At 64.7% G+C, this 12,538-nt stretch carries 9 protein-coding genes and 1 pseudogene; 2 read left to right on the forward strand and 8 right to left on the reverse strand.

Annotated elements, in window-relative coordinates:
* Nucleotides 1-7 precede the first annotated feature (7 nt).
* The 4 genes and pseudogenes from D3227_RS11090 to D3227_RS11105 all read right to left on the reverse strand — a co-directional run bounded on the left by D3227_RS11090 (nucleotide 8) and on the right by D3227_RS11105 (nucleotide 5,853).
* On the reverse strand, nucleotides 8-1,504 hold the full coding sequence (locus tag D3227_RS11090) for a xylulokinase (protein WP_120014156.1): 1,497 nt from the start codon (nucleotides 1,502-1,504) through the stop codon (nucleotides 8-10).
* A gap of 21 nt (nucleotides 1,505-1,525) precedes the next feature.
* Nucleotides 1,526-2,848, reverse strand: a complete 1,323-nt coding sequence (locus D3227_RS11095; protein WP_120014157.1) for an NAD(P)H-dependent oxidoreductase — start codon at nucleotides 2,846-2,848, stop codon at nucleotides 1,526-1,528.
* Between the two features lie 508 nt (nucleotides 2,849-3,356).
* Nucleotides 3,357-4,247, reverse strand: a complete 891-nt coding sequence (locus D3227_RS11100; RefSeq protein WP_120014158.1) for a DUF427 domain-containing protein — start codon at nucleotides 4,245-4,247, stop codon at nucleotides 3,357-3,359.
* 2 nt (nucleotides 4,248-4,249) lie between these two features.
* Nucleotides 4,250-5,853 (reverse strand): annotated as a pseudogene (locus tag D3227_RS11105) (ABC transporter substrate-binding protein).
* Here D3227_RS11105 and D3227_RS42630 point away from each other — a divergent pair.
* Together D3227_RS42630 and D3227_RS11110 are read left to right on the forward strand one after the other, a co-directional pair.
* Nucleotides 5,788-5,955: a hypothetical protein gene (locus D3227_RS42630; protein WP_245451735.1), complete on the forward strand. Its 168-nt coding sequence runs from the start codon at nucleotides 5,788-5,790 to the stop codon at nucleotides 5,953-5,955. The pseudogene D3227_RS11105 and the gene D3227_RS42630 overlap by 66 nt on opposite strands.
* 63 nt (nucleotides 5,956-6,018) lie before the next feature.
* Nucleotides 6,019-6,915: a LysR family transcriptional regulator gene (locus D3227_RS11110; RefSeq protein ID WP_120014159.1), complete on the forward strand. Its 897-nt coding sequence runs from the start codon at nucleotides 6,019-6,021 to the stop codon at nucleotides 6,913-6,915.
* An 18-nt stretch (nucleotides 6,916-6,933) separates the two neighbouring features.
* Here the strand turns inward: D3227_RS11110 and D3227_RS11115 are convergent, their stop codons facing one another.
* The 4 genes from D3227_RS11115 to D3227_RS11130 all read right to left on the reverse strand — a co-directional run bounded on the left by D3227_RS11115 (nucleotide 6,934) and on the right by D3227_RS11130 (nucleotide 12,510).
* On the reverse strand, nucleotides 6,934-8,961 hold the full coding sequence (locus tag D3227_RS11115; RefSeq protein ID WP_120014160.1) for a dipeptide ABC transporter ATP-binding protein: 2,028 nt from the start codon (nucleotides 8,959-8,961) through the stop codon (nucleotides 6,934-6,936).
* On the reverse strand, nucleotides 8,954-9,829 hold the full coding sequence (locus tag D3227_RS11120; protein ID WP_120014161.1) for an ABC transporter permease: 876 nt from the start codon (nucleotides 9,827-9,829) through the stop codon (nucleotides 8,954-8,956). Before D3227_RS11120 ends, D3227_RS11115 begins: the two co-directional genes overlap by 8 nt.
* On the reverse strand, nucleotides 9,826-10,779 hold the full coding sequence (locus D3227_RS11125) for an ABC transporter permease (RefSeq protein ID WP_120014162.1): 954 nt from the start codon (nucleotides 10,777-10,779) through the stop codon (nucleotides 9,826-9,828). Before D3227_RS11125 ends, D3227_RS11120 begins: the two co-directional genes overlap by 4 nt.
* A 66-nt stretch (nucleotides 10,780-10,845) precedes the next feature.
* Nucleotides 10,846-12,510 carry an ABC transporter substrate-binding protein gene (locus tag D3227_RS11130; RefSeq protein WP_120014163.1) on the reverse strand — a complete coding sequence of 555 codons (1,665 nt, stop codon included), beginning with the start codon at nucleotides 12,508-12,510 and terminating at the stop codon, nucleotides 10,846-10,848.
* Nucleotides 12,511-12,538: the final 28 nt, after the last annotated feature.

Raw genomic sequence — 12,538 nt, forward strand, 5'->3', positions numbered from 1 at the left:
GTCGCCTTTACGCCGAAGCGTCGGCGAGCCGTGCGTGGATGTCGCGCGTCGCGTGATAGAGGTCGCTGTAGATCGCTTTGCGGGCGCGGTAGCCCGGGACCAGTTCGTCGACGGGGTCGACATGTCTGGTCGGCGCTGCCGTCATCGCTTCGGCCGCCGCTTCGGGTGACGCAAACCATCCGATCGCTGATGCCGCCAGCATGGCAGCGCCAAGCGCTGCCGCCTCGTTGACCGGCGAGACCGAAAGCGGCCGCTCGAGCACGGTCGCCATGATCCGCATCAGCAGCTCCGAATTGGTGCCGCCGCCGGCGGCGATCATCGCCGTTGGCTTGCCGCCGGTCTGGCTTTCCATCGCTGCGCTGGCGATGGCCTGCTCGAAGGCAATGCCTTCGAGAGTCGCGCGGAAAAGATGCTCCGGCCGGTGGTCGAGCGACAGACCGACAATGGCCCCCCGCGCCGCACCATCCCAATAGGGGCTCATTACGCCGGCCCAATAGGGCATGACCAGCAAACCGTCGCTGCCCGCGGCAACGTCCACGGCCGCCTTCTCCAGCGCGGCGGCCGAGGCCGAACCGGTGGTGCGCACGATCCAGTCGACGAGCTGCATGCCCGAGCGCAGCACGGTCTCCAGCATGAAGCCGGAGCCGGTCGGCGAGACCAGCGTCCGAAACGCATCCGAAGTCGTGACCTCTTGGGAATAGCAGCCGGTGACGACACCGGAGCCGAGCGAGAGATAACTCTTGCCGGCGCCGTAGACGCCCATGCCCAGGCCCATCGCCTGGCCGTCGCCGGCGCCGGCGACAACAGGGGTTCCGGCCCTGAGGCCGCCGGTAAGTCGCGCGACATCTTCGGTGAGCCCGCCGCAGGTCTCGCCAGGCCCGACCAGTTCCGGCAATTGCTCCGGCCGTAGACCGGCGGCTTCGACAAGGCCCGGATGCCAGGTGCTTTTCGCGACGTCGAGCAGGCCGAGCGGGTCGGCGCTTGCCGTGCTGGTGACCAGCCGGCCGGTCAGGCGATGAACGAAGAAGCCATGCACGTCGACAAGCGCTGCCGCCTTGGCGAGCGCCTGCGGCTGGTGTTCGGCCAGCCAGGCGACAGCATAGAGCGCCGGCGTCGGGTCAGGCGGCTTGCCGCTCCAGTCGCGGATTGCCTCGCGGCCGAGCTCAGCCGAAAGCCGCGCCACTTGCGGACGGGCGCGCTCGTCCAGCCACAATATGGCGGGGATAAGCGGCTTGCCGACGCCGTCGATCAGCGTGAAGGTCTCGCGCTGATGGGCGATGGAAATCGCCGCCACGCGCGATGCGCCGACCCTGTCGGTAACCTGCTTCAGCGCGCCGACGAGTGCCGTCCACCAATGCTCGGCATCCTGTTCGAAATGGCCCGGCCTCGGATTGGAAAGCGGGTAGGTCTCGCGTGCCTGGAACAGCTCCGCGCCGTCACGGGTGAAGGCGATCGCCTTCACGGCCGTCGTCGAGGCGTCGATCCCGATTACGACATCGTCCATCAGGCAAAGATCCGGTGGAGGTCAGGCGGCGTTGGTAACGAACCGTCCGTCCGACTGGTCGAGACGACGGCGGATCTGGGTTATCACCATCGAATCGTCGGGTACACAGTTTTCATAGGTCAGGAAATCGCCGGTCTTGACCTGCCTGACCACCTTGGCGCGTTCGGCGAGGCCGAGCGGCAGCGCGCCCTTGGCGCGTGCGTCCTCCCAGGTCATGGCGAAGCCGCGATAGTCGTTCTCGCCGATCATGCCGAGCGACTGGCCGGGGCCGAGGTCGCTCTTGGCCACCGCCACCGCTTCGGCCACCGGATGGTCGAGCGGCTCCATGTCGGCGCGCTTGTAGACCACGGCGCGCGCCGCCGAGAGCGGCACTTCAAGGCTGGTCAGATGATAGGGTCGGAAGATCGTGAAATAGGGACCCTTGCCGACCTTGAGGTCGACCATGCGTTCCAACACGCGCGGATGCTTCGTCTCGATGATGCAGAACACGCCGGGCGCCACACCCTTGCCGATCGAATAGTCGACCACGCCCTTGCGATGCAGCATGCCGCCATCCTCGCGCGGGCAAAGCACACTGGCCAGTTCCTCCAGTGTCGCCGTCGGGCCGTGCATGCCCGGCACGTCGGGCACCAGGCCGGTGGCGTTGGCGATCGCGACCATCTCGATCGCCGTCTTCGAGCCGTCGACGAACTCGACCAGCATGCGCGCATTCATGTTGCGCTCGCTGGCCTCCTTCTCGTAGTCGGCCGGCATGGCGTCGATCTTCAGCGGATTGTTCTTGCCCTTGCCGGCGGCGATGATGTTGAAGCCGAGGCTTTTGGCAAAGCCGATGATCTCCAGCGTGCAGGCGGGCTCGTCGCCGGCCGCACCGGTGTAGACGACACCGGCCTTGCGTGCCTCTTCTTTCAGGAAACGCCCGATGGTGATGTCGGCCTCGACATTGAGCATGACAATGTGCTTGCCGTTCTTCATCACTTCGAGTGCGAACAGCGTGCCGATATTAGGATTGCCCGTCGCATCAATGATGACGTCGATGCGGCCGGCGGCGGCCAGCGCATGCAAATCCTCGGTCACCGCGATCTTGCCGGCCTCGATGGCGCGGTCGATTGCCGCCGCATTGGGCGCCTGGACGATGTCGGAGCGGTCGTGGCCGGCGAGCAATGCGGCGTCGATCGCCGCCTGCGGCCTGACTTCGGAAATGGCGCCGATCCGCATGCCCGGCATCAGCGCGACCTGGACGACGATGTCGGTGCCCATCTGCCCGGCGCCGGCCAGCCCGATAGTGATCGGCCCCTGCTTTTCAGCGCGCTGCAGAAGTTCCGCTGCGAATTGCGGGTGGGACATGTCGCTTCCTCCAGTTCCAGACGCGCCGCCGCGTCGCAGTCATCTTTTGAACATTCCTATTTGCATTTGAAAAATATTTCAACGGTCAAATCGGTGGGCGTTACAGAATTCAGATCATGCGGCGAGGATCCAACTGGCAGCTGTGTTGGCTTGCCCGGGGGAGCGTGTACGGAAAAGGGAGACTCCGGAGGTGCCCCACCTTCGTCGTCCAAGGGCGGAGCAGGAGCAAAGCGACGTCGCGGAGACCCTGGGATCCATGCCGGGACAGTGACCGAGGAATCCGACGGCTCAGGATAGCGGCCCGACGAGTTAGCCGATAGTCGCCAACGGGCTGCGCAGAGCAGAGCCTCCGCCGTTGCGATACGTAAACGTCACGGCATGGCTCCTGGGGTCTGCGCTGCGTCGCTTCGCTCCTGCTACGCCCCAGGATGACGAAGGGAGAGATGTTTCGGCCAACCTTCAAGGTGAACGGCCGCCACTGCCAATCAATGAGCCGAATGCGAGCGGCTCAGAAATACCCATCCGATGCCGCCGTCGCCTCTTTCGGGATTTCGACGCCGTCGACCAGGATCTTGTCTACGAGTTCATGGTGGAAGCACACCAACCCCTTGATGCGCTCGGCCTCGTGCACCGGTTCGGGATAGCACCAGACAAGGTTCTCGTGGCGCTTCTTGGGAGTCGTCACATGGTAATAGCTGGAGATGCCCTTGTAGGGGCAGCGCGAGATGTAGCGGCTGGGCGCGAACATATCGAGCCTGGTGTCGGAGATCGGCAGATAGTGGCGCACCGGATGGCCGGTCTCGAACAGGAAGACGCCGCGCCGTGAATCCGCCACCTGCTCGCCGTCGAGGATGACCTGCACCCGCCTGGACGAGGGCAGGCAGTCGACGCGGCGGAACGGATCGCGGGCATGGACGAAGATCTCCTCGTCCTCCTCGAACCAGTGGCCCATCTTGCTCCAAGAGAACGACATGTAGTCCGAAATAGGCGGGCAGCCCTTGACCGGATCGAGATAACGCCAGGCGCCATCCTCGACCAGCGTGATGCCGGTGTTCAGCGAGTAGTGCGTGGCGACGCCCTTGAACGGGTCCTCCGTCGTTGTCTTGCTCGGCAGCAGGAACTCCTCGCGCACGTCGCCGATCGGGAAGTAATAGACCGGCAGGTGATCGGATTCGTAGAGCACCAGCGCCCTGGTCGTGTCGGCGACGGTCATCGAGCCGACCTGCACCCGCAGCCGCTTCGGCGACGGCATGGTGAAGGCGACGTAGCCCGGCTCGAACTCGTACTGCACGATATTGTCGAGCAAGGGGAAATGCGGCCCGCGACCGCGCAAATGAGGCTTGCGAATGGTAGTCTCCCGTTTCGTTTCTTTCGTGACCTGGCGTTGGTGCGCGGTCATGATCAGCCTATGGATACACGGTCGAGCAGCAGCCCGGCAGCGATCGGCGGCAGGCCGCTGACATTCTTGCGCACCGGCACCAGCAAATCGGGGAAGTAGCTGAAGATCACCGGCGTTTCGTCGAGCAGTAATTTCTGGATTTCGGAGGCCGCGCTGCGTTGCGCACCGATATCGAGCGCCTTCAGATAGGCGGCGACCAGCCCGTCATAGGTCGCGTTCTTGAAATGCGCTGCATTCCACGGACCGTCGCTGACCAGCGGGCTCTTCAGGAATACGTTCGGAACGCTCCGATGCGCGTAGTCGGTAATGCCGAGCGGGCTGTCCAGCCAGTCCGACTGGCCGAACACCGCCTTGCCGTAATATTTGTCCTGGTCCTCGATGTTGAGCGAGAGACGGGCGCCGATCTCCTTGGCGAAGTTCTGGAACAATTGCGCGTAGCCGGGAATGTCGGAATAGCGCAGCGTCGTCAGCGCGATGTCGAAGCCGCTGCCGAGCCCCGCGGCTTCCATGAGTTGCTTTGCCTTGGCAATGTCCTGCGTGCGCTGCGGGATCGATTTGTCGGTGGCCGGAAAGGCCGGCGCGAATGGGCTGTCATTGCCGGTCGCCGCCATGCCGCGGCACAGCCCGTCGACCAGCTTGGAGCGGTCGATGCTGAGCGCCAGCGCCTGGCGCACGCGCTTGTCGGTGAAAGGCGCCATGTCGCAGCGCATGTGCAGCTGCCTGTGCGCGGTCGAGGCGACGCGCAGCACCGTGATGTCGGGGCTGTTCAGCACCACCTGGCTGACGTCGAGCGGAACGGCATCGAGAAGGTCGACCTCGCCCGCCTGCAGTGCCAGGATACGCGGCTGCACGTCGCCATAGAACTTGAATTCGAGCCGGTCGGGCAGCGCCTTCTCGCCCCAATAGTCGGGGTTGCTCACGAAGGTGGCACCGACCTTCGGCGTGTAGGTCTCCAGCCGGAATGGTCCGGTACCCTCGAAGGTCTTTTCGTAGTCGCCCTTGTAGCTCGCCGGCAGGATGACGGCGTTGTAATTGTCGATCGACACCGAATAGGGGAAGCTGCCGTTCGGTGCGTCGAGATGGAAGGCGACGGTGTGGTCGTCGACCTTCTGCGTGCCGCCCTTCGACAACAGACCCTTGAACACCGACAGTGCGTTGGACGATCCGCTCGGATCGGCGAGCCTGTCGAAGGTCGCCACCACATCGTCGGCCTTGAAGTCCTCGCCATTGTGGAACCTGACACCCTTGCGCAGCAGAAAGTCCAGACGCTGCCGTCCTCGTTCGGCGCCCAGCTCTCTGCCAGCACCGGCTTCAATGTGAGGTCCGGCTGGGTCACGCACAGAAACTCGGCCGTCTGGAACACAAGCTGATAGCTGCCGCTGTCATAGTAGGTGACGGGGTCGATGGCGCCGCCCGGCGTGGCGATGCCGGCGCGCACGGTGCCGCCCGGCTTGCCCTCTGCGCGTGCCGACGGCGTGCCAAGCCCCAGCGACGAAACGATGCCGCCAAGGAAAGGCAGCGACAGGCCGAGCATGCTGCCGTGGCGCAGGAATTCACGCCGACCGATCCTGCCGGCCAGAAGCTCGTCGATAACAGAATTTTCGATTGCAGTGAGATTCCGGCGGGCGGTATCGATCATCCTGAAATGCTTTGGCATGACGGCATTCCTTGCTTATCGTGGGGGCTCGGCCATCTAGTTCACTGTTGATCCCACCCGGAAAGCGATATTTTTTGATGGGGGTCATCGAAATCTTCGATGCAAGTTGGAGCCATGGACACAGAAAATCTGCGCAGTTTTCTCGAGGTGGCCGCGCATGGCAGCTTCACCGTCGCGGCGAGCCGGCTGAACCTCGCCCAGTCCACCGTCAGCGCCCGGATCAGGGGTCTTGAGGAGCAATTGGGGCGCAAGCTGTTCGTGCGCGACCGCGATGGCATCACGCTGACGCCTGCCGGCCGGCAGTTCCTTCCGCATGCGTCATCGATCACCCGCACCTGGGAGCAATCGCGGCAAGACATCGCTGTTCCCGATGGCTACGAGACTCTGCTCAGGCTCACCGCGCCCGCTTACCTCTGGGACCGCATCACCTCGCCCTGGATCGCCTGGATGCGCGAAAGATGCCCGAACGTCGCACTGCGACTCGAAGGCAGTTTCCCGGATCTGGCGATCGACCAGATGGCCGAAGGCCTGCTCGACATCTGCATCCTCTATCTGCCGCGGCCGCATCCCGGCATCGTCTATGAGACGCTGGCGGTCGACCAGGTAGTGCTCGTCCAGCACACGGCGCAGACCGGACCATGGACGGAAAACTACATTCTCATGGACTGGGGGCTGGAGTTCCGCGTCGAGCACGACCGCGCTTTTGCCGGCCTGGTGAAGCCGGCGATCTCGGCCGGGCTGGTGTTCATCGGCCTCCAGCATGTCTTGTCGCAGCAGGCGGCCGCCTATCTGCCGCTCAGCGCCGTCAGCGGCCATATCGAGCGCGGCGAGTTGAAGCGCATCGAGGGCGCGCCGGTGTTCCAGCGGCCGATCTATCTCGCCTATCCATCGAACCCGGCTTCGTCGGACACGCTGAATGTCGCGCTGGAGGGATTGCGCGACCTGGCGCGGGACTGGACGACGGGCGAGGGCTTTGCCGAAGGCGACCGTGCCTTCAGCATGGCGGATTGAACAAGGCCGGATCGGCGGTCAGGCCGGCTCGGCTTGCATCGCCGGCTTTTGCAGCCTTGCCAGTTCGGCATAAGGAAGATGGCAGCGGATCGAGTGGCCGGGCTGCGCCTCGATGAGCGGCGGCTCATGCGTCTCGCAGATTGCGCCGATCTTGCGCGGGCAGCGCGTCTGGAACACGCAGCCCGGCGGCGGGTGGGTGGCGCTGGGGATCTCACCGCCGAGGCGGATACGCGAGGTCTCGGTCTGGTCGAGCTTCGGCACCGCCGACAAAAGCGCTTCCGTATAGGGGTGGTGCGGGCCGGAAAAAACCGCCTCGGATGGCCCTAACTCCATGATCCTGCCGAGATAGAGCACGGCAATCTGGTCGGAGAGATACCGCACCACGCCGAGATCGTGCGAGATGAAGATGTAGCTGACATCTTCCTTCGACTGCAAGTCGGCGAGCAGATTGAGGATCGCCGCCTGCACCGACACGTCGAGCGCCGAGGTCGGCTCGTCGCAGACGACAATGCGTGGCTCGCCGGCGAAGGCGCGCGCGATGGCGACGCGCTGCTTCAGCCCGCCCGACAGCTGGCGCGGCTTGACGGCGAGATGCCGATCGGTAAGCCGCACCGAACGGACAAGCTCGTCGAGCCGGGCCTGGAGCGCGGCGCCGCGAAGCCCGGCCAGTCGTTTCAGCGCGCGGCTGATCAGGTGCCGGATCGAATGCGAGCGGTTGAGCGCCGAATCCGGGTTCTGAAAGACGATCTGCATCGCCTTGATCTGATCGTCGGTCCGACTGTCCAGCCGCGGCGCCAGCGCCTTGCCCTCGAGCCCGATCGAGCCGCCTTCGTCCGGCGGCACCAGTCCGAGCAGCAGCCTGGCGAAGGTGGTCTTGCCGCTGCCGGATTCGCCGACCAGGCCGAGCGTTTCGCCGGGCCTCAGGCTGACGGAAACATCCTTCACTGCCCTCAGCGCATGGCCGTGGCTGGTATAGGTCTTGTTCAATCCCTCGACATGGAGAACCGGTTCCGATTTGGCCTTCGCTGCGGCCGCCACATCGCTCGGTGTGGCGCGCGGCAGCGCCTGCGCCTGCTCATGGTAGTGACAGCGCGACAGCCGACCCCCCAGGTTGTAGAGCGGCGGCAGTTCCGTGCGGCAACGGTCGGTGGCCAAAGCACAGCGGTCGGCGAAGGCGCAGCCTTTGATGTCCGCACCGATGCCGGGCAGGAAGCCCGGAATGGTGTCGAGGCGGCCCTGGTCCTTACGCTGGCCGCCGCGCGGCAGGCAGCGCAGCAGCGCCACGGTGTAGGGATGGCGCGGATCGTTGAACACGTCTTGCGTCGAGCCTTCCTCGACCAGCATGCCGGCATAAAGCACGCCGACCCGGTCGCACATTTTGGAGACGACCGCGAGGTTGTGACTGATGAACAGGATTGAGGCTGAGAGTTCCTGCCTGAGCAGCGCGATCAGGTCGAGCACTTCGGCTTCGACAGTCGCGTCGAGACCGGTCGTCGGCTCGTCGAGGATCAACATGGTCGGATCGTTGGCGAGGGCCATGGCAATCGCCACGCGCTGCTGCATGCCGCCTGAAAGCTGATGCGGGTAACGCTGCATGACACTTGCAGGGTCGGAGATGCGCACGCGGTTCAGCATGGCGATCGCCCGCTCGCTCGCCGCCTGTCCCGAAATGCCACCTAGCTCGAAGATCTCGGTCAACTGCCGGCCGATGCGCAACGACGGGTTCAGCGCCTTGCCGGGGTCCTGATAGACCATCGAGACGCTTTCGGCGCGGGCGCGTCGCAGCGCTTCGCCATCGAGCTTCATTACGTCCTGGCCGTCGAGCGAGATGGCGCCGCCGGTGATCGACCCGTTGCGCGGCAGGTAGCGCACCACGGACAACGCCACGGTTGATTTGCCGCAGCCGGACTCGCCGACCAGCCCATAGGCTTCGCCCTGGCCGATGGTGAGGTTGAGGTTGCGCAGCACCGCCCGGTTGCGGCCGCCGACGCGATAGGCGACGGAGAGGTCGGAGAGTTCGAGCGCGTTGGCTGCTTTCTCAGTCATTGAACGCTCCGTGGACGCCGTCCGCTGCAAGGTTGACGCCGATCACCAGCGAAGCGATGGCCAAAGCGTCGAACAGCACCGTCCACCAGAAGCCGCCGCCGATCATGCCGTAATTGCTGGAGATCGAGAGCCCCCAGTCGGGCGAGGGCGGCTGGATGCCAAAACCCATGAACGAGAGCGTGGCGACGGCGAAGATGGCATAGCCGAGACGCACCGTCGTCTCGACCAGGATCGGCGGGATGACATTGGGCAGGATCTCGACGAACATCGTATGCAAAGCGCTCTCGTGCCTGAGTTGCGCGGCGGCGACATAGTCGAGCTCGCGTTCGGCAAGCACCGCCGAACGCACCGTACGGGCGATGATCGGCGCGAAGCTGAGGCCGATGACGACGATGACCGTGGTCTTGGAGGTGCCAAGCGCGACGATGGCAAGCAGCGCCACGATCACCACCGGGATCGCCATGAAGGCCTCGAGGATACGGCTGATGACGTCGTCGACGATGCCGCGAAAATAACCTGTGAACAGGCCGAGCGCGGTGCCGGCCACGGTCGCCAGCAAGGTGGCCAAAGGCGCCACGGTCAGGATGTCGCGCGAGCCGACGATGACGCGCGAGAACACATCGCGGCCGATCTGGTCGGTGCCGAACCAGTGCTCGGCCGAAGGCGACGCCAGCGCGTTGATAATGTCGTCGGCGAGCGGGTCATAAGGGACAAAATGCTCGCCGAACAGGGCGCAGGCGATCCAGAACAGCACGATGCCGAGGCCGGTGAGAAACGTGCCCGACCGCAGCAGCGAGAAAAAGACCTCCGCCGTCGGACCGCGCCGGCCCGGCGCGGGGCTGGTGGCGGGACTGTCGGTGGCGCTCATTGGTCTGTCCCCAGCCGGATCCGTGGATTGAGCACGGAATAAAGGAAGTCGGCGGCCAAGGTGGCCACCGCATAGACGATGCCGATGGTCAGGATGCCGGCCTCCAGGATCGGAAAATCCTTGCCGCGCGCTGCGGTGAAGATCAGCGAGCCGATGCCCTGGTAGCGAAACAGCGTCTCGATCACGACAAGGCCGCCGATCAGGTAGCCGGTCTGCGACGCGATCACGGTGATGGTCGGCAGCAGCGCGTTGCGCAGCACATGTCGCCAGATCACCGTCCGCCACGGTAGGCCCTTGAGCACGGCGGTGCGGGTGTAGTCGGAATCCAGCGCCTCGATCATGCCGGAGCGCGCCATCCGGGCGATGTAGCCGAATAGCACCAGGAACAGCGGCAGCGATGGCAGGATCAGATAGTAGAGCTGGGTGAAGAAGCCGGCATCGCGCGGCCATGCGGCGGAGATCGGCAGCCAGCGCAACCAGACGCCGAAGATCAGGATCAGGATGATGCCGGTGACGAATTCGGGCAGCACCGTCACCGACAGGCCGCCGAGGCTGATGATGCGGTCGAGCGGCCGGTTGAGGTTGAGTGCGGCGATGACGCCGCCGAGGATGCCGATCGGCACCACCAGCACGAAGGCAACCGCCGCCAGCTTCATCGAATTGCCGAGCGCATCGATGACGAAGGGAGCTACTGGCGAGCGGAAGATATAGGAGGTGCCCATGTCGCCCTGGAGGAAATTCCAGATCCAGCTCGCATATTGGGTGAGCAGCGGACGGTCGACACCGAGCGTGTGATTGAGCGCGTCGACGGCGCGCTGATCGGCGAACGGCCCCAGTATGGCGCGACCGACATTGCCGGGCAGCACCTGGCCGCCCAGGAACACCATCACGCTGAGCAGGAACAGCGTGACGAGCGACAGAGCCAGGCGCCGGACAAGGAAGGAGAGAATGGCGATACTCCTATTGGAGCCGGCTCTCGCGAGAGAGCCGGCTGTCAGGGATTGGCTTCCTCCCGCTCAGGCCTTCGCCGCCTTGTCGAGGAACAACTGCGACATGGCGGTCGGCTGCACACCGGTCACGCCTTTCGCCGTCGCCGTCAGATAGTCGTAGAAATAGCCGAAGATGACCGGCGTTTCCTCGAGCAGCAGCTTCTGGATCTTGCCGGCGCTCGCCTTCTGCGCCTCGAGGTCGAGCGCCGCGATGTAGCTGGTCGCCAGCGTGTCGTAGTCGTTGTTCTTGAAGTGCGCCGCGTTCCAGGTGCCGTCGCTCTTCAGCGGTGCCGCGAGATAGACGTTGGGCACGCCGCGATGGCCGTAATCGGTGATGCCCATCACCGAGTCCAGCCAGTTCGACTTGCCGAACACCGCATCGCCGTAATAGGCGCCCTGGTCGAGGATGTTGAGCTCGAGCTCGATGCCGATCTCCTTGACCCAGTTCTGGATGAGCTGGGCGTATTCGGGGATTTCAAGATAGCGCTCGGTGGTCAGCGTCACCTTGAAGCCCTTGCCGGCGCCCGCCGCTTCCATAAGCTGCTTGGCCTGGGCGATGTCCTGCTCGCGCTGCGGCACGCTCGGATCGGTCGAGGGATAGGCAGAGGCGAACGGGCTGTCGTTGCCCTCCAAGGCGCGGCCCTTCATCAGGCCTGCGGCCAGCTTTTTGCGGTCGAGGCTGAGCGCGATGGCGCGGCGCACGCGCGGATCCTTGAACGGATCGGAATCGCAGCGCAGGTGCAGCTGCTGGTGTGCCACCGATTTCAGGCTGATGATGTCGACATTCGGATCGTTGAGCAGGCCGACGCCGGCCAGCACTGGCATCTGGTTGATGATGTCGACCTGGCCGCCCTGAAGCGCCAGGATCTGCGGCTGCATATCGGCGAAGAAGGTGAATTCGGTGCGCTCCGGCAGCGCCTTCGTCCCCCAATAGTCCTCGTTGCGCACGAAGGAGGCGCCGACCTTGGGTGTGTATTTCTCGATCTTGAACGGCCCGGTGCCGTCGAAGCTCTTCTCGTAGTCGCCCTTGTAGCTCGCCGGGATGATGACGGCGTTGTAGTTGTCGGACGACACCATGTAGGGGAAATTGCCGTTCGGCGCGTCGAGGTGGAACTCGACCGTGTAATCATCGACCTTCTTGGTCGCGCCCTTCTGCAATATGCCGCTGAACACCGACAGCGCGTTGGACGAATTGGCCGGATCGGCGAGGCGGTCGATGCTGGCCACCACGTCGTCGGCCTTCATCTCGCCGCCGCTGTGGAACTTGACGCCCTTGCGCAGCTTGAAGGTCCAGACCGTGCCTTTGTCGTTCGGCTTCCAGCTTTCGGCCAGCGCCGGCTGCAACACCAGGTCGGGCCCGTCGATGCAGAGGAACTCGGCGACCTGCTGCATCACCAGCAGGCCGCCGGCATCGGCGATTGTCACCGGGTCGATCGCTGCCGCCGGCACGCTGCTCGCCACGCGGATGGTGGCGCCGGGCGCGCCCGCTGCGCGAGCGAGCGACGGCATGGCACTGAAGCCGACGGCTGTGCTGATGCCGCCCAGCAGTGGCAGCGACAGGCCGAGCAGGCTGCCGTGGCGGATGAAGTCGCGGCGGCTGACCCGGCCGTCGACCAGCCCGTCGATGAGATGGTTTTCGAGCGGCGAGCGCGAGCGCCGGATGATGTCGAGAAGGCGATAGTTCTTGCTCATGGATTTATCCTTTCCCCTGTGTTCTTGT

Source organism: Mesorhizobium waimense (genome assembly GCF_003601975.1).
In the GTDB taxonomy this organism is placed as follows: Bacteria; Pseudomonadota; Alphaproteobacteria; order Rhizobiales; family Rhizobiaceae; genus Mesorhizobium; species Mesorhizobium waimense.